We start from the raw sequence: 22273 nt of genomic DNA, 5'->3' as shown, positions 1-22273 counted from the left end.
TCCGACAGCGACTGCGCTTATTTTCACTTGAGGTCAGACTGCACCTGATGAATAGGTTTTGCCCACGGGTTTTTCGCCTGCACGTCTGCCGGTAGCGTAGAAACCGCGCGTTTAGCGTCATCCTTGGTTGCATAAACACCACTTACCAAGACATACCACGGCTGGCCGTTACGCTGAGTCTGATAAACCACATAGTGCTGCAGGTTCTCTTTCTTCGCCCAGGCATTCAGGTTAGCCGAGTTGGAAGAGGAGCTAAGTTGCAGAGTGTAATGGCTACCCGGAGCGCCTTTAATCGCGCTGGCATCGCCGGTCACGCTGGCACCCGCTGGTGCCGCTGCAGCAGATTTAGGCTCGGCCTTAGCTTCAGCTTTTGGCGCTACAGAAGCCGTGGCTTTCGGTGCCTGAGTCGGAGCCGCTGCGCTGGTAGATGGCGCTTTCACCGGAGCAGATACCGCCGGAGCAGGTTCGCTATGCTTAGCGGTTGCTACAGGCTTGCTTTCGGCTTTAACCTGCTGCTTAGGCTCAGCTTTACGCACCGGCTCAATGACCGTTTTCTTACGTTCTGGACGCGACTCAACGTTACGGGTCGGCTCCTGAGTCCCGGCCAGCTTACGCGGCTCGGTTTTGACACCGGCAATCGGCGCTACGGTTGCAGGCTCGGTTGGCAGCGTGGAGTTGCTGACCACGTTATCAATCTGACCCTGCTGCTGAGGCTGAGTCAGCGCATTATTCAGATTCCCCGGGACTTCAACGCGCTGCTGGCCTTCCGGCTGCGGCTGGTTTTGAGCCTGGGTCGGGGTAGAAGAAATCGGCGGCAGGGAAACATCCTGCGGGTTCTGCTGACCAGAGGCTGGAGCAGTGCCCGGCTGAGGCTGCGCGCCGTTAGCCTGGTCCGCCGGAGCCGCAGAACTGGAGCCGGAGAGATCGATGCTCTTTTCAGCGCCCGGCTTCTGCTCGGCGCTATCAGGGCTGGATGAAGGTGCTTTAAGGGCAGAACCGATGCCAATAATCAGCAGCAGCAGAACCAGAATACCAATCCCCATCATCATATGCTGGCGTGAAACTGGCACCTTCTGTTTTGCTGCCTTTTTGCGTCCACGAGCAGGACGAGGTTCTGCGGCCATGCCGTCATCACCTTCGTACTCGTCTTCAACTTCTTCTTCACGCTCGCGGCGTGAACGAGAAGGACGACGTTCGTCAGCGTCAAGATCGACGTCATCAACGTTGATCTGCGGCTCTTTATCAAACTCGTCAGGTTTGCGGGAACGCCCAGGACGACGATCGCTCGGATCGGGTTTCAGCTCGTCTTCTGGTTTGAACTCATCCATTTAACACCCCACTCAAAGACGCATGCCCATGTCCGCATAGCGCCCGAAGTTAAAAACTATAAGATTCTAATTGTTAAGCCTGCTGGCAATCAGCAATGGCTGACAGAACAACGTCGTGCGGTACTCCACCGCGCACTTCACTCTTCCCTATCGCCAGCGGCAGGATTAAACGCAGCTCACCGGCTAATACTTTTTTGTCACGCATCATGTGGGGCATATACGCGTCAGGCGACATTTCCTGCGGCCCGTTAACCGGCAACCCGGCACGCAGCAGCAGCGCGATAACTCGCTGAACTTCAGCCTCACTGAACTGACCAAGGCGCTGAGCGGTACGCACCGCCATCACCATTCCGGCTGCGACGGCCTCACCGTGCAGCCAGTTGCCATAGCCCATTTCGGCTTCAATGGCATGGCCAAAAGTATGACCCAAATTCAGTAAAGCACGTAAGCCGCTTTCGCGCTCGTCGGCAGCGACAACTTCGGCTTTCAGCTCACAACAACGGCGAATACAGTAAGCCATCGCCTTGCCGTCAAGCTTCAGCAGCGCGTCGATATTCTCTTCCAGCCAGTCAAAGAACTCGCCGTCGAGAATGATGCCGTATTTAATGACTTCGGCCAGGCCAGAAGCCAGCTCCCGCTTAGGCAGTGTAGAAAGGCAGTCCAAATCAACCACAACCGAAGCCGGCTGGTAGAAGGCGCCAATCATATTTTTACCCAGGGGATGGTTGACGGCCGTTTTGCCGCCTACGGAAGAGTCCACCTGCGACAGCAGCGTGGTTGGAACCTGAATAAAGCGCACCCCGCGCTGATAGCTCGCCGCAGCAAAACCGGTCAGATCGCCCACCACGCCGCCGCCTAAGGCAATCAGTGTGGTATCACGACCGTGAGGTTTTTCCAGCAGCGCCGTAAACACGGTATCGAGCACCGAGAGGCTTTTAAACTGCTCGCCATCCGGAAGAATGACGGTATCGACTTTAACGCCTGCCTGTTCCAGAAGACCACGAACCCTGTCCAGATACAGCGGTGCCAGAGTTTCGTTAGTGACCAGCATAGTCTGGTCGCCAGCTTTTAGCGGCCAAAAGGAAGCCGGGTCATTAAATAACCCGGCGGCAATGGTAATAGGGTAACTACGTTCCCCGAGAGTGACTGTCAGCCTCTCCATTACGCGGAGCCCACCTTATGTTGCTTTGCCCGCAGGCGTTACTTGATTAAGCCAGAATCAGTTGCTTTCCAGCATATGAATAATCTGGTTGGCAACCACTTTGGCGCTTTGGTCGTCAGTGCGAATCGTCACATCGGCAATCTCTTCGTACAGAGGATTGCGTTCGTGCGCCAGCGCTTCCAGAACTTCACGAGGTGGAGTCTCAACCTGCAGCAGCGGACGCTTTTTATCGCGCTGAGTACGAGCAAGCTGTTTCTCAATAGTGGTCTCAAGGTAAACCACTACGCCACGGGCGGAAAGGCGGTTACGGGTTTCGCGAGACTTCACAGAGCCGCCACCGGTAGCCAGCACAATGCCCTGTTTTTCAGTGAGTTCATTGATGATTTTTTCTTCGCGATCGCGGAAGCCTTCTTCGCCTTCAACGTCGAATACCCAGCCCACATCAGCTCCGGTACGTTTCTCAATCTCTTGATCAGAATCGAAAAATTCCATATTGAGTTGCTGAGCTAACTGACGCCCAATAGTGCTTTTGCCGGCACCCATAGGCCCAACCAGAAAGATATTGCGTTTCTCTGCCATTTTTTCGGTACTACTAAGACAATTCGTTGATGATAAACCCGCCCGATAACAACCTGCTGTGGCGGGACATGAACTGAAACCTCATAAGCGTGAGTGCGAGAATCAGACTAAAAATTATCTCAACACTCAAGGGGGTTTGGCAACCGAATAAATCACCACCGCCCGGCTCGGGGCGAAAAGCGTGCTTCGGCTTCCCGGCCGCAGGTTCTCTTTACCCTGCCTCCCGAAACGGTACACCTTGTAAGCTAATTCCTCTCTGCCGTCAAACACCTGGCGTCCGTTTAGCAGAAAAATACCCAGACTGGAGAAGAAACGCGCTAGGGCGCGGCAATCAGTCTTGGGGTGATAAACACCACTAATTCTCGACGTTGGCGTTTTTTACCCTCATGCTGGAACAATTGGCCAATAAGGGGAATATTGCCCAACAGCGGCACGCTATCACGGGTGTTATTGCTCTGCTGCTGGAAGATCCCGCCCAGCGCCAGGGTCTCGCCATCCTGCACCTCCACCTGTGTTTCAATTTCCTGTTTATCGATAGTCAGCACTTCGCCATCCACATGCTGGATGCTGCGGCCTGGCATATTTTGGCTAATGCGTAATTTCAGGCGAATACTGCCGTGCTGGCTAATGGTCGGCGTCACCTCCATCCCCAGCACCGCTTCTTTAAATTCCACTGAAGTGGCTTCATTTTTACCGTTTGAGACCTGGTAGGGAATTTCGGTACCCTGCTTAATACTGGCCGAGTGCTGGTGCGCAACCAGCAGACGCGGGCTGGCGATAATCTCCAACTGGTGCTGCTGTTCAAGTGCGCTAAGCTCCAGCTCCAGCATGCGGCCATTCAGCCGCCCGATGTTAAAACCAAGCGTAGTGGTTGCCGCCGCAAACGCCAGGTTGCTGGAGACGGTTGTCGACTGATACAGACCGGGCGCGCTTTCTGCCTCGGCTGCGCTCCACTTCACGCCAAGCTCTCGCAGCTTCTCCCGATTGATGGTGACAATATGCGCCGACAGCTCCACCTGCCCCATCGGCACGTCCATGTCGGCTACCCAGGCGGCAATTTGCTTTTGCGCCTGCTTGTTGTCCCTCACAACCAGCCGATTGGTGCGCTTATCAACGGTTACGTTGCCGCGCGGCCCAAGCAATTTTTCGCCGCTGCCTTTGAGCCCTGCCGCCAGTTCCACAACGTCCGCATAGCGTGGCATATAAACTTGTTGCACTAACGGCTGCTCAAGTGCTCTCTGTTTGCGTGTCGCCTCCTGCTGGGCCCGCAGCATAGCCGGGTCCTGCTTTGGCTGGATCTGTAACACATTCCCCACTTTTGAAGCGCTAAGATCTGCCAGCTTGAGCATCAGTTGAAACGCCTGCTCCCACGGAACCTCAACCAGGTGCAGAGAGAGCTTGCCCTGCACGCCAGGGGCTACCACGACGTTCAGCTTCTGCTGCTCTGCCAGCATCTGCAACACCTGAACAACCGGAGCTTCATCAATCATGAGCGTCACGGTTTTATTTGCCCAGCCCGCCAGCGGCAATAGCGTCAGCGCGAATACTGCGACGATCCTTATCATTGATTCCTCCCGGTAAACTCCAGTGGTAGTAACTTGCTTCGCACGCTCCACTCAGGGATGCGGTTACCCGCTGCCCGGCAATCGCCAAAACCCGAACGCCCGGCTCAAGCTCCTGCCACGTGCGCACTCTGCGCCATTGCTGCGCTGGCAGGCCAAGCAGCGCCATACTGTTTCCCGGCTGATAAAACACGCCGCGTAATTGCCAGCGGTCAAGGCGCTTCAACAGCGCCTCACAGGGGGATGAAAGTGCGATAAATGGATTTCGTGGCTGCGCATATGAAACCGAGCACAGGAGCAGAACCAAAAGCCCGCTAGCTGCTTTCATCGATGAACTCCAGCGTCAGCACGACTCTGACCCGCTCTCCGGCTGCGCCTAAATCGAAAGCAGGCAGCCTTAGCCGCTGGTAGCCCGCCAGTTGCTGAAAGAGTGCCGGGACTTTTCGCCACGGCAGCAAAATCTCCAGCAAAGAGTGTTTTATGCCCGGTTGCCATTTCACCAATCTCCCTCCCGACTGCCTGACCGCCTCCATTGCTGAAAACGGCTTTGCCGGAGCAGCGGCAGGCAGGGGGTCAATGCCTGGTAATGTTGCAATGCTTTTTTGCAGCGCCGCAGTCTGCTGCGCGGCCTGCTGGCATTGCGATATCAGCTCAAGCCTCAAGTGCCGCTGGGGCTGAACCAGCAGCCATTGGCAGATAAAAGCCACGGTGAGCAGGCAAACCAGCAGGGCGGAGATACGCAGGCCGAAATACCTGCCGGGAAGCCGTTTAAGGTAGCGGTTCACTCGCTTCTCCTTCCGGCTCTAAGATGAAATTAAAGGAAACGCCCTTATTTTCCTCGTCGCGTAACTCCCCGGGTTTAATCGTAAAATTCCCCGGCAAAGCGCTAAGACTCGCCTCGAACCGGCTCAGCTCGCCGGCATCCCCCGCTACGCCCTGTACGGCGACCTTTCTGTTGCGCCAGCTCAGGCTGCTAAGCCAGCTGTTTTCCGGCAGCCCGGCCGCCAGCGCGTTAAGCACCTTTTCCCAGCGGGAAATATTTGCCCTTACAGCCTCTGCGACCCGCAGCCGCTCCCGCGACTGTTGAGACTCTTTAAGCGCACGCTGGCGGCTTTGCAGCAGCACCTGCAACGTCTGCTGCTGCAAAGCCATACTGCTGCCCTGAACACGCAGCAGTCTAACCTCCAGCTTCAGCAGTTGCGTATGCCAGGCCGCCAGGGTAAGAACCAATAGCATGCCGAGCAGCGTGGTTCCGCCCCACAGCCTCAACCTTCTCTGCCGCCTTTGGCTGCGCCACGGCAGCAGGTTGATAAGCGCCGCCATTAGCGACTGAGCCCCAGCGCCAGACCCAGCGCGATGGTATATAGCCCGCCGTGAACCGGCAGCGGCGGCTGATGGCGTATAATCGGCTGCCAGGCATTCAGGATTTTTGCATCGGCGGGCATAGCACCGGTACCGTTCGCACGGCTAATCGCTACCTCCCCTGCGCTTACGCCCAGTTGCAGGCAGAGCGCCGCAAAATCAGCCACCTGCCGCTTATCAAGCCAGCCGGAGCGCCCCGGTTCCAGAACCGATGCCCACAGCCAGTATCGTTCTTCTTCATGAGCTAAAAAGCGGCAATCCGCCGGATAACATGCCGCTGGCAAAGCGCTAAGCGCCTTGTCTCCGGGCGTGATGCATGCGGGAAATAATTTTGCGTTTGCCAGGCTCGCCAGCAGGTTTTTCAGATCCTGCTGGCGGGCAGCCGTTACGTTCAGCGGCTCGCCGTAATCCGGGTAGTCATAGCAAAGCTGTGAGGCAGGCATTTGCAGCTGGCGAGCGGTAGCACCGGCGATATACTTCTCTTGTGCCGACTCCTGCAGGCGGCTGTCCGGCGCGGGAACCTGCCGCTGCAAAGTGCGCTGAACGGGAAAGCCTACCCGCAAGTGATGGCGTATCGGGATCTCTTTGCGCCATGCGCTAAGCGCCTCGCACAGCGTGCCGGGTTCGGGTAACATGCCGTCCGCAAGTCCCTGTTCCGGGAAGGGTAAAAACCACCAATGCCGCAATTGCCACCCTTGCCGGTGCCATTGCACCGCCGCGGCGCGTACGCCCTCCGCCTGGATGTCCAGGCCAATCCGCCAACCAGGAAACATCATGGTTTCGATCTCCTTATCAAGCTAGTGATGAAAGGCTCTGATCCCGAAACGGCAACGGGTATATCAAAGCTCCAGGCTTGCCTTTATACTACCGCGCGGTTGATTAGAAACTGCCCAATTGAAACCTAATGGGAAATTTAAGGTGAAGTTCGTAAAGTACTTATTAATCCTTGCAGTCTGTTGCGTTCTGCTGGGAGCTGGCTCGATATTCGGCCTATACAAATACATTGAGCCGCAGCTTCCCGACGTCGCGACGTTAAGAGACGTGCGGCTGCAAATTCCAATGCAGGTTTACAGCGCTGACGGAGAGCTTATCGCCCAATACGGCGAGAAACGTCGTATTCCGCTGACCCTGAACCAAATCCCACCGATTATGGTAAAAGCGTTCATCGCCACCGAGGACAGCCGTTTCTATGAACACCACGGCGTTGACCCGGTAGGGATTTTCCGCGCCGCAAGCGTAGCGCTCTTCTCCGGCCATGCTTCTCAGGGGGCGAGTACCATCACCCAGCAGCTGGCACGTAACTTCTTCCTTAGCCCTGAACGCACTCTGATGCGTAAGGTCAAGGAGGCGTTTCTCGCCGTGCGTATTGAGCAGATGCTGAGTAAGGATGAAATCCTTGAGCTGTATCTGAATAAAATCTATCTCGGCTACCGCGCTTACGGCGTAGGCGCCGCCGCTCAGGTCTACTTCGGCAAGACTGTCGATCAGTTGACCCTAAGCGAGATTGCGGTGATTGCCGGGCTGCCTAAGGCGCCTTCGACATTCAACCCGCTTTACTCCATGGATCGTGCCGTCGCGCGGCGCAACGTAGTGCTCTCGCGCATGCTGAGCGAAGGCTATATCACCCAGGCGCAGTATGACGAAGCGCGTAGCCAGGCTATCGACGCCAGCTACCACACGCCGGAAATTGCTTTCTCCGCGCCTTATCTGTCCGAGCTGGTGCGCCAGGACCTGGTAGCCCGCTACGGCGATAAAGCCTATGAAGATGGCTATAAGGTTTACACCACTGTCAGCCGTAAAATTCAGCAGGGCGCGCAGGAAGCGGTTCGCAATAACGTCATGGCTTACGACATGCGCCACGGCTATCGCGGCCCGTCAAACGTGCTGTGGAAAGTGGGTGAAAGCGCGTGGGACGAGAAGAAAATCATCGACTCTCTGAAAAACCTGCCGGTTTATGGTCCGCTGTTCCCGGCAGTTGTTACCCGCGCAACGGCAGAAGAAGCCACGGCTTTACTGGCGGACGGCAGCTCCGTCTCGCTGGGTATGGAAGGCATGCGCTGGGCTCGCCCTTATCGCTCCGACACCGCTCAGGGCTCTACCCCGCGTAAAGTGACCGACGTGGTTCAGGCCGGCCAACAGATTTGGGTTCGTAAAGTTGATACCGCCTGGTGGCTTGGTCAGGTGCCGGATGTTAACTCCGCGCTGGTTTCGCTTAACCCACGCGACGGTGCCGTACTGGCGCTGGTCGGCGGTTTTGACTTCAACCAGAGTAAATTTAACCGCGCTACCCAGGCGCTGCGCCAGGTAGGTTCTAACATCAAGCCGTTCCTCTACACCGCGGCGATGGATAAAGGCCTGACGCTTGCCAGCATTCTTAACGACGTGCCGATTTCGCGCTGGGATGCGGGTGCAGGCTCCGACTGGCGGCCGAAAAACTCCCCGGCGCAATATGCAGGGCCAATTCGACTGCGCCAGGGCCTCGGCCAGTCTAAAAACGTCGTGATGGTGCGCGCGATGCGTGCGATGGGCGTAGATTACGCGGCAGAATATCTACAGCGCTTTGGCTTCCCGGCGGCAAATATCGTTCACACCGAATCACTGGCGCTGGGTTCAGCTTCATTTACGCCAATGCAGGTTGCTCGTGGCTATTCGGTAATGGCCAACGGCGGCTTCCTGGTTGATCCGTACTACATCACCAAAATCGTCGATGACACCGGCAATACCGTGTTTGAGGCAAAACCAAAAGTTGCCTGTGCCAGCTGCGACCTGCCGGTTATCTACGGCGACACGCCGAAATCAACGGTGCTGGAAAATCAGGATGTGGAAGACGTAGCAGTTTCGCAGACGCCGCAAAACAGCAACGTGCCGATGCCTCAGCTGGAGCAGGCGAACAAAGCGCTGGTGGAAAAAGTTCAGGGCGAAGAGTATGCCCCGCACGTGATAAACACCCCGCTGTCGTTCCTGATCAAAAGCGCGCTCAACAGTAATATTTATGGCGAACCGGGTTGGCAAGGTACTGGCTGGCGAGCGGGGCGTGATCTGAAACGCCGGGACATCGGCGGTAAAACCGGGACCACCAACAGTTCGAAAGATGCCTGGTTCTCCGGCTATGGACCGGGTGTGGTGACTTCGGTATGGATTGGCTTTGACGATCACCGCCGCGATCTTGGCCGCACCACGGCTTCAGGCGCAATCAAAGATCAGATTTCAGGTTACGAAGGCGGCGCGAAGAGCGCTCAACCAGCCTGGGACGATTTTATGAAGGTCGCCCTTTCCGGCGTACCGGAAGAGCCGCTAACGCCACCGCCGGGAATTGTCACCGTAAATATCGACCGCAGCTCCGGTCAGTTAGCCAACGGCGGTAACAGCCGTGAGGAATACTTTATCGAGGGCACCCAGCCTACTCAGCAGGCCGTGCATGAAGTAGGCACTACGATTATCGACAATGGCGAAGAACACGAGCTGTTCTAAACCAAACAAAAGGGCCGCTTCTCGCGGCCCTTTCTCATTCTCTCTTTGTTAACTAGAGCCTGCCCTGTTGTTTTAACCACTCGCGTACCAGGAACAGAGCGCTGACGTTGCGCGCCTCGCTGAAGTCTTCTTCATTCAGCAAATCCAACATTTTTGCCAGCGGCCAGCGCTCCTGCACCAGCTCTTCCGGCTCGTCCCCTTCCAGCGACTCTGGGTAGAGATCCTCAGCGATAACGATGTTCATTTTGCTTGAGAAATAGGACGGCGCCATGGTCAATTTTTTCAGGAATGTCAGCTGGTTTGCACCAAAGCCAACTTCCTCTTTCAGCTCGCGGTTAGCGGCTTCAAACACCGTTTCACCCGGGTCAATAAGGCCCTTAGGGAAACCCAATTCATAGGATTCGGTGCCTACGGCGTATTCACGAATAAGGATCAGGTGGTCATCAACAATAGGCACGATCATCACCGCCTCACGCGAGGAAGGTCGCATCCGCTCGTAAACGCGGCGCACGCCATTGCTAAACTCCAGATCCACCGTTTCGACGTTAAAAAGTCGCGAACGCGCCACGGTTTCTACATGTAAAATCGTTGGTTTTTTAAGAGATTTGCTCATGTGGCTGGGATCAACAGTGAAAGAGGTAAGTTATTGTGCGGCATGCCGCACATATTGCGCAACGAGCATTGGCTATTATTTACATTTTTGCAACTTGATGTTTTTCCAAAACACGTAATGCGCGCCCCTGTCAAGACAGGTAGTATGGAATAGGAATTTACTTGTATTTCAGACGAAGTCGCTTTGCTAACATTGTGTTACTGCAGGTTGTTTATTATAAAAACAGCTTAAGTTAGCACTCTCACCTGCCGATAATGATTTCTGATCTCTTAACCTTTTGAAGGGCCGATCTTTTGCCGCGCTTGATGAAAAAGACGATTGTTTGATGGGGAAAGCATGAGCACCTTATTATTTCTGTTAGCTGCTATGCTGGCCTGCGCCCTGATTGCCGGATGGCTAATCTGGCGGAGCCTGAGGCTGCGCGCCCGGGTTCCGCGTGAACATTCGTTCCCCGGAGCCACAACCCGCAAACTGACTCCGGAAGAGCGTATTGCCGTCGAAAATTATCTTGAGCGCTATTCACGCACCCAGGAGCTGATTGGCCCCTCAGGTGCAAGCAATCCGCCGCCAAAACTGACGCTGACCGCGCAAAGCAACACGGTTATCTCACTTACCCGCTCGATTACCCGCTACGGTCTGTCTGCCGACGACGCCAATAAATGGCGCTACTATCTGGACTCGGTTGAAGTCCATTTGCCGCCGTTCTGGGAACAGTACATTACCAACGATAACGACGTGGAGCTTATCCGCACCAGCACTATTCCGCTGGTTATCTCTCTCAACGGCAATACGTTGCAAAATGACGCTCTGGACAGCCAGCAATATGCTATCGAAGGCTATTCCGGCACGCAGGCCTCGATTCGCGGTGAAGAAAGCGAGCAAATTGAGCTGCTGAATATTCGTCAGGAAACCGAGGAAGAGTATTCCCTGAGCCGCCCGGACGGGATCCGCGAGGCCGCGCTTATCTGCGTCGCATTCATTATGCTGTTCCTGAGTCTGGTTACGCCGCCGGTATTTCTGCCGTGGCTGCTCGGTGGTTCAGCGCTGCTGGTAGCCGCTGGTTTGTGGGGGCTGTTTGCGCCACCGGCCAAAAATGCGCTGCGCGAGATCCACTGCCTGCGCGGTACGCCCAAACGCTGGGGGCTGTTTGGCGAGTCCAATCAGGAGCAGGTCAACAATATATCCCTCGGCATTATCGACCTTATCTATCCGCCGCACTGGCAGCCTTTTGTTACCCAGGATCTCGGGCAGAAAACCGATATTGATATCTACCTCGACCGCCACGTTGTGCGCCAGGGGCGCTTCCTCTCGCTGCATGACGAGGTGCGCAATTTCCCGCTTCAGCACTGGGTGCGCAACCTGCTGATCGCCTCCGGTGCGCTGCTGGTTCTGCTGATGATGACGCTTTGGGTGCCGCTGGAGATGCCCATCAAGCTCAGCGTTTCCTGGTTAAAAGGCGCGCAGTCCATCGAGGCAACTAGCGTTAAAGAGCTGGAGCAATACAAGCTACAGGTTGGCGACACGCTGAGAGTGAACGGCACCGGCATGTGCAACATCCATACTCCGGGCGGGTACAGTTCGCGTCAGAGCTTCCCGTTCACCCCGTTCGACTGCTCGCAAATTATCTGGAATACCGCGCGCCCTCTTCCGCTGCCGGAGTCCGAGGTCATGAACAAGGCGGTTGCGTTGACGAAGGCGGTTAGCGGGCAAATCCACCCTCAGGGCGACGAAGCCGACAGCAAGGTTAACCCGCAGCTGGCGGATGCTATCCAGAAGTCGGGCATGGTGCTGCTGGACGATTTCGCCGGTATTGTGAAAAAGACACAGGCGCTGTGTACCGCAGAAGATGAATGTGTACGCCTGAAAAATGCGCTGGTGAATTTGGGCAACACCAAAGACTGGGACTCGCTGATAAAACGGGCAGATTCGGGCAAGCTGACCGGCGTGAACGTTCTGCTGCGGCCGGTTAGCGCCGAATCGCTGGATAATCTGGTCACGACGTCCACCGCGCCATTCTTTATTCGTGAAACCGCGCGCGCCGCGCAGTCGCTGAACAGCCCGGCGCCGGGCGGCTACGTGATAATTAATGATGAAGGTGGCGACCTTGTCGATCAGCCGCTGCCGCCGGTTTCACTGTATGACTTCCCGGCCCAGGAGCAGTGGACAGAGTTCCTTCGCCTGGCGGATATGCTGCTGCAAACGCCTTTCCACGCCGAGGGGATAATCACCGGGGTCTATACCGATGCCAACGGCACTCAGCACGTTACCCTGCACCGTATCTCCGACACGCATAGCCTTTGGAGCTACATCAGCATTTCTCTGATGCTGATAGCGATGCTGGCATGTTTCGTCATCAATACCGTGCTGGCTATTACCCGCTATCGCCGCGCCAGCACAAGACTGGCCGAAATTCATCGCTACTACGACAACTGCATCAACCCGACGCTGACTCCGCCATCCCTTTTGCGGTAGCCGTTACGGGTAAACTTTGCGTACCGGGTTGTGCTACCCTGGTACGCAAATTTTCCTCTACCGAGACTGAAACCTATGCCTGGTACAATAGCCTGGCAGGACGTTGACACCCTGCTGCTGGATATGGACGGGACCCTGCTGGACCTGGCCTTCGATAACCATTTCTGGAAAAAGCTGGTGCCGGAAACCATCAGTCTTAAGCGAGGCATTCCGCTACAGGAAGCCCATCAGCTCATATCGCATGAGTACCACGTCGTACAGCATACGCTAAACTGGTACTGTCTCGATTACTGGAGCGAAAAGCTCGGGCTGGATATCCGCGAGATGACAACGGAACAGGGGCCAAATGCCGCGCTGCGCGATGATACGGTGCCGTTTCTGGAGGCGTTAAAAGCCAGCGGAAAACGCCGTATTCTGCTGACCAACGCCCATCCGCACAACCTGGCGGTGAAACTTGAACATACCGGTTTAGACCAGCACCTTGATTTATTGCTTTCGACCCACACATTTGGTTATCCGAAAGAAGATAGACGTTTATGGCAGGCGGTGGCCGGGCATACCGGATTCGATCCGGCCAGAACGGTGTTTATCGACGATAGCGAAGCGATTCTTGATGCCGCGGCAAATTTTGGTATTCGTTACTGCTTTGGCGTGCTGAACCCGGATTCCGGTGAAGCGGAAAAAACCTTCACCCGCCATCCCGGCCTTAGCGATTACCGAACTCTGATCCCATCGCTTTCCGTCAAGGAGGCGTGATGAAAGACAAAACGGCCGAAGGTGTGCGCCTGGATAAATGGCTGTGGGCCGCCCGTTTCTATAAAACCCGAGCCGTGGCGCGGGAGATGATTGAAGGCGGCAAAGTGCATTATAACGGGCAGCGTAGCAAACCCAGCAAGCTGGTGGAGCTGAATGCGGTTCTCACGCTGCGCCAGGGTAACGACGAGCGCACCGTTAACATCCTCGCGATTACCGAACAGCGTAGGCCGGCGACTGAAGCCACCCAGCTTTATGAAGAGACGGCGGAAAGCATCGCCAAACGGGAAAAAGTGGCGCTGGCGCGCAAGATGAATGCGCTGACCATGCCGCATCCCGACCGCCGCCCGGATAAAAAAGAGCGCCGGGATTTGATGAAATTTAAACACGGTGGCGAGGAGTAGCCCGCCCACCAGCAAGAGAGATGACGATGACTCAACACGACCAACTACACCGCTATCTGTTTGAAAACTACGCCGTACGCGGCGAGCTGGTGACGGTTTCTGAAACCTGGCAGCAGATCATGGAAAACCATGATTACCCGCAGCCGGTCAAAAAAATCCTCGGCGAGCTGCTGGTTGCGACCAGCCTGCTGACAGCCACCCTGAAGTTTGACGGCGACATTACCGTTCAGCTGCAGGGCGATGGCCCGATGACTCTGGCGGTGATCAACGGCAATAACAAACAGCAGATGCGCGGCGTAGCTCGCGTTCAGGGTGAAATCCCGGCTGAAGCCGAGCTGAAAGACCTGGTAGGCAACGGCTATCTGGTTATCACCATCACTCCGAGCGAAGGCGAACGCTACCAGGGCGTTGTAGGCCTGGAAGGCGACACGCTGGCGGCATGCCTTGAAGATTACTTCATGCGTTCAGAGCAGTTGCCAACCCGCCTGTTCATTCGCACCGGCGAATTTGAAGGGAAAGCGGCCGCTGGCGGCATGTTGTTACAGGTCCTTCCTGCGCAAAATGCCCAGACCGACGACTTTAACCACCTGGCAACGCTGACAGAAACTATCAAGGCTGAAGAGCTGCTGACGCTTCCGGCTAATGATGTGCTGTGGCGCCTGTACCACGAGGAAGAAGTCACCCTGTACGATCCGCAGGCGGTAGAGTTCAAGTGCACCTGCTCCCGCGAGCGCTGTGCGGACGCGCTGCGCACTCTCCCGGACGAAGAGATCGACAGCATCCTCGCGGAAGATAATGAAATAGACATGAACTGTGATTACTGCGGTAGCCACTACGTGTTTGACGCTATGGATATTGCGGCTATCCGCAAAAATGCCTCTCCGGCTGACCCTCAGATCCACTAAATCTGTTAAACGCCTCCGCCAGCGGAGGCGTTTTTTCCTTAGCGGTAGTAATCAACCTTGACCCGCTGACCATCCACCATCACGTCCTGCCATGCCTTCGGGGCCGCCGTTAACTTACCTTCCGTTGCCGCCTGTTTCAGGGCCGCCATCATCTGGTTTTTATCCAGGTCTCGGGCCTGGCCAATGTCCTTCCAGCCGCCGTCTATTTTCCCATACACTTTGCAGTAGCTCATTTCCGGCTGGCAAAGCAGCCATTCGTCCTTGCCGTCGCCGTTAAGATCCATCCCCACCAGCAGGCATTTGTCATCGTCGTCCAGACACTCTCTTGCCTGGTAGCTTTCGTCTTTTACCATTGCCTGCCACCAGGCGTTTTCCGGTACGCGGTTCTTATCCGCCAGTACAATGCGCTGGCGCAGCGATTCAACCGTAAGTTTCGCGGCGGCAAAGCCGTTCGCCTTACTGTCGCTTAAAATCCTGGCGAGCTGCCTTTTACGTTCCGGGCTGGCGCCGAATAGCGGGTCTTTTTGCAGCTCACGCATTGCATCGTAACCGCGCCGCCCGGAGGATTGCAGCATCGACAAGCTCAGTTTCTCCGGCTTCAGCACGCCGCTGTGGTAGCGAGCCATTTGATTGTTCACGCTAATGCGATAAGGGTCGAGCAACGGGGAGTTAACGGCAACCAGCAGGGCAAGAGCCAGCAATAAAACCGCACGGTTAATATAACCTGGCTGCAAAATAGCTTCACGGCGGTGGCGAATAAGAGTCACCGCATAGCCGAAGGCCCACACCACGACAGCTAAGGTTATCAGCGCTGCATATACCCGGGCAGGTGTCCAACCGTATGCCGAAACGCGCTGCCAAAGCGCATAACTTGCCAGCAGGGCATAAACCGGAGAAAGCAGCAGCGAGAGCTTAATCAGGCCATCCAGCCAGGTCGGGTAAGGCCGCGCCTCTCTTTCCGGGTGCCAGACCACTGCGGCGGTAACCATCACCATCAGCGTCAGGGTGTTCAGCAGCGCGTTGCAGGAAACGTGCTGTGAAATGGACCCCAACCCGACCACCGGCAGCGTTGCCAGAAACATCAACGCAATCAGCGACAGCAGCGGCAGAAGGCCGGTGGCAAACACGCTGAAGAAGTGCCTGACAGCGCTAATTGCCCGCTTCTGATCGCGGCAGAGGGTAACCGCAAGCGCCGCCGCCGTACAGGAAGCAATCCAGGCAAAAGCTGGCGTGCTAAAAAACAGACGATCGAAAAAGGTAATATCCACCAGCTTGAAGAGCACGGCCCATAGCGCCAGCACGCCCCAGAAAAAGAGCACCAGCAGCCCGGTCAACAGCAGCGTTATCCCGTTACGCCACAGCTGGCTGTAAAACTCGCGCCAGCTTCCCCAGCAGTTACCCGGGCGCAAGCGCCCCTGCAACCACGGCAGCGCCAGCAAGACCATCGCCACGAGCGTGCACTGGTAGCCAAGAAGAACATCATGACGAACCCAGCGCTCCAGGCCGTGGGCATTCCAGTTGATCCAGCCGCTCATCAGCGCTACGAAAGGCAGCGGCAGCAACGCCAGCCCCCAAAATCGCCGATCGCCAAACCGCACGACAAGAAGCGCTACCGTAGTAGCCAACACGACCGAGAGGGTACGGAGATACAAAGCCAGATTTTCTCCCGGCAGCCACAAACCGCTCTCGCGGCCAAAATCGGTGAGATACAGCACGATACCGAGGAGAAATCCTGCCAGCAGAATACCCCAGCGGGTTGCCCTGGGCAGCGGTTCAGACAAGAACATGGTAGCAATCCTTTGTTAGTCAGATTCAGTGTTGATTGTAGAGGGTCATTCCCCGCCAGAGTTCATTGTGCGGTATTAAAATGTACGTTAGTAGGGAGGGCCACGCTTCAAAAGCACGTTAGCTGGCAGGCATAAAAAAGCTTCTGGCAGTTTGCACCGCCAGAAGCTATAGATAAGCTACTTTTGCTCTATATTACATTATAAATGCCAATTTTGGCCTTTATTCGCAGCAGACTGAGAGTTACCCGAAATACCCACGCTAAAGACGGTTGTATCTTCCGAGCGGCCATCAAAAGTAATAGAAATCTTTGAATTAAATGTTCTTTCGTGGTCCATCCAGCAGTCTTCCTGCAGCGCAGGATAGCTTAATGGATCACGTTGATTGCTTGCATCACTGCTTGCTGACAACTCGGCAAAAGTCTGCGCCCCGCCCCCAGACTGCGGGATAACGCCTGATAATGTGGCTGCTATCGGAGCAATCAACGTCTTACCGTTCAGATTTATATCTATACGGCCTTTTCCACGCCAGTCCACCGCGTTACTCGTCAGTGCCCCTCTACAATACGTCGTAGCGGCCCCATTCTGGTATGTCGTGTAGACAGACGTCGTACCTGAAATGAAGGTCTTAATATCATCAATTGTTGGTGTAGATACAAAAATAGCGCTGCCGCTCGAAGCACTGGCTTCCAGGTCGTCATATCCTTTTGCTAATAGCTCAACGCGAATACTTTCGCCCCAGAAATCTCGCGAAGGTGCAAACTGGGTCGTCACACTTCCAGAGGGAGAGCGCTCGGTCTTATATGTCAATGTTCTACCGGCACTGTTTTTCAACGTAATCACAACACTCTCTGGTACAGTAAATTTATTGGACGTATCAGCGCTCCACGTTACAGAGAAGCCATCAGTGGTATAGAGCGGCTTCCAGCTACCAGAACTGCTTGTCGAACCTTTGCTGGTATAGCTGATATTACCCATGCTTATCGAGGGCTTACTATAAACCAGGACATCGTAGTAACCAACGCTGGCGTTATAATAATCGTTGGCGACAATATTGAGCGTTAACCGGGACTGGCCTTTACTCACCTTGCCCTGAATAGCACCTGATTTGGAGAGGCTTACAACGCTACTGTCGCTGGACTCCCAGACAGTTTGTGCATCTGAAGGTATAGTTCTGGCGGGCTGCTGGAGTGTAAACGTTTGTTCATCCTTCATTTTTACTTCTGGCTTGCTAAAGCCGATGTTGAGGGAAGCCTTCTTAAGTACATAGCTCACCTCAACTGACTCACCATAAAACTGTTCCGTTTCCGGAGTAGTAAACGTAACGGTCGTTTCACCCGGTTTAATCGCCTTTAATACTCCTTCGCCATCAACCGTCACAACGCTGGTATTATCACTCACGTATTTTGGGGTGAGAGTAGTTGCCGCATCACCGTTAGTGAACTTCGCCTTCACCGTATAGTTTTTGCTGTCAGCCCATTCAGCCGTAACCAGGCTCCCACCTTCTGCACTCATTCCCGGACGCGCTTTGTCTACGACCAGGTTATAGCTGGCCATTGCAGGGTTATATTGCTCACTTCCTGGTGTGGTAACAGTAATATTCGCTTCACCAGACTTCAACAAGGTCACCGTCCCTTTTTCACTGTCCACGCTCGCAATATCGGGAGCCGAGCTTGACCAGTGCTGCGTTAACCCATCCGGTATACCGCGAACAGACTGCGACTGCGTATAGTTGCGGGTATAGACCGCCTGCTGCTGTGCGTTGTCGAAGCGTAGATCAAGGGTTACTGCTCCAACGACCACATCAATTGATGATCCAATTTGTTTACCCTCGGAGCTGGCACTTAGCGTCACCTTCCCCTTAGAGGTTGAAGTTGCCTCAGATGTATAGGTCCCATCCTTATTATCGACCACTTTAGAAAGGTTAAACCCGGAGAGTGCAGAGCCGCCGCCCAGCGTTATCGTTTTACCCACGATGGCGTTATCGTAGCTATCCTTAAGCACTACCGTCAGGCTCGACTTCTCTTTACCATCCGCGCCAATGGTTGTTTTATCTGCGGTAAATGAAGAATGTGCTAAATCTATGGCCGCAGCTTTGACTTCCACAGGCCCAGCCTGAAGGTTATTTCCCATATCAAGCCAGGCTTCCATCATCAACGTACCAGCGGTATTACTTTTCACCGTGGTGGCCGCAACCCCTTCCGAGTTTGTCCGTGAAGTAGGTTCAAAACTCTCTGATGCCCCTTTCAACTGCCAGGAAACCACCACGTCAGAAAGTTTGTTGCCAAATCCGTCCGTCACCGTCGCGCTGTAGGTCACGCCTTTGGCGTCACCGGCCACAAAGCTAGTGGTATCTGGCTTCACGCTGATAATCTTCCAACTGCTGGTATCGGCCGAGGCTTCAACGGGCAGCGTCTCTTTTTGCCCATTTGCCAGACCGGCCGTAACTAAAATACTGCCCGATTTTTTTGTGACCAGCGTGGCTTTGATGAGCCCGTTTTGATCGGTCTGCGGCGCAAGCGGCGTTAGCGTGGCACCGCCATTAGCCGACAACGTGACCGGGATATTTGGCAGCGGATTCCCCAGCGAATCGGCAATTTTGGCCGTAATAGTGGCGCTATCTTTACCATCCGCAACAATCGCAGGCTTATCGCTTACCAGGCGGGCAATCAGGCCCTTAGTGATGTCGGCAACGAAGGTAATGGGGTCCGCCGTTTTTGATGAGGCATTGGTGAAGGCCGTGATGGAAACCGGGTAGGCGCGCGTGCTGGTAACGTCAGTTTTGGCTATCCCTTTATCATCAGTTACGGTTTGCAGGGCGCTAAATTTAACTTCTTTACTGTCCCTGTCGGACTTCCAGTCCACCGCGATATTCGGCAGCGGGTTACCGTTATCGTCATTAATCAATGCGCTAAAGGTCACGGCCGATGCCCCATCCGCCGTATATGGAGGGTTGGCCGGAGTCACCTGAACCACCGAGGCCTTATCGCTATTACCGGTAAACATCGTGTCTTTCGTAACGCTGTGTTTGTTCACCTTCACCGTCACCTGAGAAACACCGGCAGTCAGGCTGGTTAAGCTTGTTGTGGCCTCTCCCTGCGCATTTGTTTTCAGCGAAGCGTCTTTCAGCTTTGCGTTATTGCTGGCGCTCAGCGCGACGGTAACATTGGGCACTGGGTTGTTTTTTGCATCGGTCACCAACACGCTTACCGTTTTTTCTGCTTTGCCGTTGGCAGATGAAATCTCCGGCGTTACCGCCAGATTGCCGCTGGCGATCTGCGCGCTTCCCTCATCAGCAACAAACACAACCTTTGCCGTTTTACTTTCACTGCCCTCGAACCCTGCCGTTACCGTCACTTCACCGGAGCGGACATGGGTCAGCGATACCGCAGCCTCGCCTTTGCTGTCGGTCGTTACGCTTTTAGCAATAATCGCCCCATCGCTGGCCGCTAAATTAACGATTTGAGACGGGACTTTATTGCCTGCCCCATCAATGACCACAACGCTGAGCTGATTCTGGTCTTTACCGTCAGCTTTAGCGTTGTCATGCACGACGGATAGTTCCCGGACATGGGCAGTTGTGCTATCCGCGCTAATCGCCACACTGGCCGCAGCCAGGCTCATGTTGCGCACCACGGGGGTCATGGTGAACGTTTCCGCCATAGTCCCGGCGGTGAGCGTAGCAACATATTCTCCTGCTGCGCGGCGGGTGAAGGCCGTCAGTGAGTGGTCAACGCTATCCTGCGGCTTAATCCCGGCCTTCTGAGGACTTTGGGTCTGTTGTGCCTGAGTTTTCACCGTTATTTCATCGGCAGCGATGTCAACGGGGCTTCCGTCCTTATCGCTTACCTTCAGGACAAACACCTGCTGCGCCGTTCCGTTGGCGGTAAGCGTCGCATCCGTTGGCGTTAGCGAACTGCTGTTTACGCTGATCGCCGCCTGGGTCACCGTTACCTGGGTCTCGGCACGCTCTGAAGCATTGCCTTTTTTATCAAAAGCTATCCCGGAGACAGTGTAGGTGTTCACGCCGCTCTCACCCGGCTGCCAGCCCGGCAGGATAACGCTGTAGCTGGCTTCGCTTTCCCTGAGAATTTGCCCACCGGCCGCGAGCAGCGAAGGCGCAGCCCACTCGATCCTGTCCAGCCCGTTCTTCGCGTTAACCGAGACATTTAGCGACTTCTGCTCACCCGCATAGCCCGCCAGAAGATCCGCAGTTTGTAAGCGGATAACCTCTTTTTTGCGGTACTCCAGCACGATGTTGTTATTGCGATCGACCAGATCGTAGCGGCTGCCCGCCAGGCTACGCATGCTGCCAACGGCATCCGGACTGATTTGCTGCTGCCACGGCATACCGAACTGATAATTTAGCTGTACGCCAAACTGCGTCGCCTGTTCACCCGCTTTACCCTGCCGCTGATCTACATTGAAAGTGACGAGCGGAACCGGCGTGTAGCTCAGCCCCGCAGTGAGAGCATAGGGGTCGCTCTGGCGATTATCTTTGCCAAAGAGCGCGACTTCTTTGCCGTAATATTGCTCATACGTCAATTTCCCGCCCAGCTGTGGTAAAGCCGGCAACCAGCCTTCTGCGCGAAGATCCCATCCGTTTGCCGGGCGTTCTTCGTAATCTTCGATATCTTTGGAATTCTTCCAGCCGGTTAAACGCAGATAGCTGTTGGCGCTGAGCTTTAAGAAATCTCGCCAATACTCCCCCCCCAGGCCAAGGCGCGCATGCGCCCGCGACCAGTCATAGTCGAGGAAGGTGTTACCCCCCAGCATATAACCATCGTTAAACCAGCGCAGGCCTGCCCCTAAATTCGATTGCAGCCGGTCGTCCGTCTCATGCAGGCTACCCTGGGCAAAAAGCAGTTTGTTTTCCTGTTCATACCATGGAATCAAAAGGTCGAGCTGGGAGTTTTCGAGCGAGAAGTTTTTGTCGGCATTAAGCTGTACGCGAGCGGTACCAAATTGGCTAAGCCATTGCTGGAGATGGCTGCTGGCCTCGCCTGTTGCCATACCGCGTGCCATTGAACTCGCGGCATCACCGTCAGGATTTGCCGATAAAAAAGCCCCGGTACGGCTCGCCAAAGAGGCCCACTTTTGTACCTGGGCCTCTTTCTCCGCAGAGGCACTCTCATCCGAACGCCACTTATCTGCCGGAAGCGGCGCAAGAGGAACGACGAGGGTGTCGCCGGACTTAACGTTGTTAAATCCTTTAGCAAAAACCTGCGACTGATTCATTACACGTAATGACGCCAGGCTCATATTATATTTTCTGGCAACGGATGCCGCATTCTCACCCGGTTGCAGAATATATAATTCCGTAGCCGCTTGAGAAACAATTGATTTTTGAGCTGCAGCTCCGGCCGATGCGGGTGCCAGCGTACAGGCGAGAGGAAACAAAATCTGTACACCGATCTGCAGCCAGGCAAAGGATTTAAGATAAAACGGAATGGGGATTTCTGTATGCTTGTTCACTGCGCTAACCTTCACTAAGTCCTTATGAAAGTACGGCCCTCCATGGGTCATTATTTATAGCAGTAAGCACTTCATCCGTATGGGAAATATGATATCTTACAGACCGGCTACGATGTTCGGAGAGCGACGTTTCAGGGAGTTTATAATGGAAGGCGAAATCTAGCCCGGCCATTAATTCCTAACTATAAAAAAACGCTCATTAAAAATATATCGCAGAAAAATAAAAAATAAAAAAACAACTCAAAACACTGATAAACAATGAGTTCTCATTCAAACATGATGCAATAATCATCAAAAAAAAACGCAACAACAACAAATATTCATTATAATTATTGAGTTTCTCTATCCACCTCCCAAAATAAACAAAAAGCAATCGCCCAGCGCTATTAACAAATAGAATATT

The 22273-nt window shown here is 54.7% G+C and carries 16 protein-coding genes; 5 read left to right on the top strand and 11 right to left on the bottom strand.

The features are described 5' to 3' along the window. Window positions 1-23: 23 nt before the first annotated feature. The 8 genes from damX to FOC35_RS10270 all read right to left on the bottom strand — a co-directional run bounded on the left by damX (window position 24) and on the right by FOC35_RS10270 (window position 6769). Window positions 24-1328, bottom strand: a complete 1305-nt coding sequence (gene damX, locus FOC35_RS10305) for a cell division protein DamX (protein ID WP_172568860.1) — start codon at window positions 1326-1328, stop codon at window positions 24-26. Between the two features lie 73 nt (window positions 1329-1401). Continuing rightward, complete coding sequence (gene aroB, locus FOC35_RS10300) at window positions 1402-2490, bottom strand: 3-dehydroquinate synthase (protein WP_016538516.1); 1089 nt, start codon at window positions 2488-2490, stop codon at window positions 1402-1404. A 57-nt stretch (window positions 2491-2547) separates the two neighbouring features. Next, window positions 2548-3069, bottom strand: coding sequence for a shikimate kinase AroK (gene aroK, locus FOC35_RS10295; RefSeq protein WP_016538517.1), 522 nt, complete (start codon window positions 3067-3069; stop codon window positions 2548-2550). 317 nt (window positions 3070-3386) lie between these two features. Next, window positions 3387-4634: a type IV pilus secretin PilQ gene (pilQ, locus tag FOC35_RS10290; RefSeq protein ID WP_172568859.1), complete on the bottom strand. Its 1248-nt coding sequence runs from the start codon at window positions 4632-4634 to the stop codon at window positions 3387-3389. Then, window positions 4573-4959, bottom strand: coding sequence for a HofP DNA utilization family protein (locus FOC35_RS10285; protein ID WP_172568858.1), 387 nt, complete (start codon window positions 4957-4959; stop codon window positions 4573-4575). Before FOC35_RS10285 ends, pilQ begins: the two co-directional genes overlap by 62 nt. Then, on the bottom strand, window positions 4946-5416 hold the full coding sequence (locus tag FOC35_RS10280; RefSeq protein WP_172568857.1) for a hypothetical protein: 471 nt from the start codon (window positions 5414-5416) through the stop codon (window positions 4946-4948). The genes FOC35_RS10285 and FOC35_RS10280 overlap by 14 nt, the downstream gene beginning before the upstream one ends. Next, complete coding sequence (locus tag FOC35_RS10275) at window positions 5400-5954, bottom strand: PilN domain-containing protein (RefSeq protein WP_172568856.1); 555 nt, start codon at window positions 5952-5954, stop codon at window positions 5400-5402. Before FOC35_RS10275 ends, FOC35_RS10280 begins: the two co-directional genes overlap by 17 nt. Next, window positions 5954-6769 (bottom strand): pilus assembly protein, encoded by an 816-nt coding sequence (locus FOC35_RS10270; protein ID WP_172568855.1) that lies wholly within the window; start codon window positions 6767-6769, stop codon window positions 5954-5956. Before FOC35_RS10270 ends, FOC35_RS10275 begins: the two co-directional genes overlap by 1 nt. 142 nt (window positions 6770-6911) lie before the next feature. Between FOC35_RS10270 and mrcA the strand changes: the two genes are divergently transcribed. After that, window positions 6912-9464, top strand: coding sequence for a peptidoglycan glycosyltransferase/peptidoglycan DD-transpeptidase MrcA (mrcA, locus tag FOC35_RS10265; RefSeq protein WP_172568854.1), 2553 nt, complete (start codon window positions 6912-6914; stop codon window positions 9462-9464). Window positions 9465-9516: 52 nt separating this feature from the next. On the opposite strand, the gene nudE is transcribed toward mrcA, so the two are convergent. Then, on the bottom strand, window positions 9517-10077 hold the full coding sequence (gene nudE, locus FOC35_RS10260; RefSeq protein ID WP_016538524.1) for an ADP compounds hydrolase NudE: 561 nt from the start codon (window positions 10075-10077) through the stop codon (window positions 9517-9519). A gap of 336 nt (window positions 10078-10413) precedes the next feature. Between nudE and FOC35_RS10255 the strand changes: the two genes are divergently transcribed. The 4 genes from FOC35_RS10255 to hslO all read left to right on the top strand — a co-directional run bounded on the left by FOC35_RS10255 (window position 10414) and on the right by hslO (window position 14611). Further along, window positions 10414-12549: an intracellular growth attenuator family protein gene (locus tag FOC35_RS10255; RefSeq protein WP_172568853.1), complete on the top strand. Its 2136-nt coding sequence runs from the start codon at window positions 10414-10416 to the stop codon at window positions 12547-12549. Window positions 12550-12624: 75 nt separating this feature from the next. Beyond that, the gene (yrfG, locus tag FOC35_RS10250; protein ID WP_172568852.1) at window positions 12625-13305 is read left to right on the top strand and encodes a GMP/IMP nucleotidase; all 681 of its coding nucleotides are present in this window, start codon (window positions 12625-12627) and stop codon (window positions 13303-13305) included. Next, window positions 13305-13706, top strand: coding sequence for a ribosome-associated heat shock protein Hsp15 (hslR, locus tag FOC35_RS10245; RefSeq protein WP_016538527.1), 402 nt, complete (start codon window positions 13305-13307; stop codon window positions 13704-13706). The genes yrfG and hslR overlap by 1 nt, the downstream gene beginning before the upstream one ends. Window positions 13707-13732: 26 nt before the next feature. Then, window positions 13733-14611, top strand: coding sequence for an Hsp33 family molecular chaperone HslO (gene hslO, locus FOC35_RS10240; RefSeq protein WP_172570349.1), 879 nt, complete (start codon window positions 13733-13735; stop codon window positions 14609-14611). Between the two features lie 38 nt (window positions 14612-14649). Here the strand turns inward: hslO and FOC35_RS10235 are convergent, their stop codons facing one another. Next, on the bottom strand, window positions 14650-16398 hold the full coding sequence (locus FOC35_RS10235; protein ID WP_172568851.1) for a DUF4153 domain-containing protein: 1749 nt from the start codon (window positions 16396-16398) through the stop codon (window positions 14650-14652). Between the two features lie 198 nt (window positions 16399-16596). Beyond that, window positions 16597-21633, bottom strand: coding sequence for an inverse autotransporter beta domain-containing protein (locus tag FOC35_RS10230; RefSeq protein WP_172568850.1), 5037 nt, complete (start codon window positions 21631-21633; stop codon window positions 16597-16599). Between the last annotated feature and the right edge of the window lie 640 nt (window positions 21634-22273).

Origin of the sequence: Cedecea sp. FDAARGOS_727 (assembly GCF_012273235.1) — a bacterium.
In the GTDB taxonomy this organism is placed as follows: Bacteria; Pseudomonadota; Gammaproteobacteria; order Enterobacterales; family Enterobacteriaceae; genus Cedecea; species Cedecea davisae.
The sequence above is the reverse complement of the archived record's forward strand: the minus strand, read 5'-3'. Positions and strand labels throughout refer to the sequence as shown.

Bases quoted from the DNA above. Each gene is read 5' to 3' on its own strand.
- damX (WP_172568860.1), bottom strand. From the start codon at position 1,328: ATGGATGAGTTCAAACCAGAAGACGAGCTGAAACCCGATCCGAGCGAT.
- aroB (WP_016538516.1), bottom strand. From the start codon at position 2,490: ATGGAGAGGCTGACAGTCACTCTCGGGGAACGTAGTTACCCTATTACC.
- aroK (WP_016538517.1), bottom strand. From the start codon at position 3,069: ATGGCAGAGAAACGCAATATCTTTCTGGTTGGGCCTATGGGTGCCGGC.
- pilQ (WP_172568859.1), bottom strand. From the start codon at position 4,634: ATGATAAGGATCGTCGCAGTATTCGCGCTGACGCTATTGCCGCTGGCG.
- FOC35_RS10285 (WP_172568858.1), bottom strand. From the start codon at position 4,959: ATGAAAGCAGCTAGCGGGCTTTTGGTTCTGCTCCTGTGCTCGGTTTCA.
- FOC35_RS10275 (WP_172568856.1), bottom strand. From the start codon at position 5,954: ATGGCGGCGCTTATCAACCTGCTGCCGTGGCGCAGCCAAAGGCGGCAG.
- FOC35_RS10270 (WP_172568855.1), bottom strand. From the start codon at position 6,769: ATGATGTTTCCTGGTTGGCGGATTGGCCTGGACATCCAGGCGGAGGGC.
- nudE (WP_016538524.1), bottom strand. From the start codon at position 10,077: ATGAGCAAATCTCTTAAAAAACCAACGATTTTACATGTAGAAACCGTG.
- FOC35_RS10255 (WP_172568853.1), top strand. From the start codon at position 10,414: ATGAGCACCTTATTATTTCTGTTAGCTGCTATGCTGGCCTGCGCCCTG.
- yrfG (WP_172568852.1), top strand. From the start codon at position 12,625: ATGCCTGGTACAATAGCCTGGCAGGACGTTGACACCCTGCTGCTGGAT.
- hslR (WP_016538527.1), top strand. From the start codon at position 13,305: ATGAAAGACAAAACGGCCGAAGGTGTGCGCCTGGATAAATGGCTGTGG.
- hslO (WP_172570349.1), top strand. From the start codon at position 13,733: ATGACTCAACACGACCAACTACACCGCTATCTGTTTGAAAACTACGCC.
- FOC35_RS10235 (WP_172568851.1), bottom strand. From the start codon at position 16,398: ATGTTCTTGTCTGAACCGCTGCCCAGGGCAACCCGCTGGGGTATTCTG.
- FOC35_RS10230 (WP_172568850.1), bottom strand. From the start codon at position 21,633: ATGAATCAGTCGCAGGTTTTTGCTAAAGGATTTAACAACGTTAAGTCC.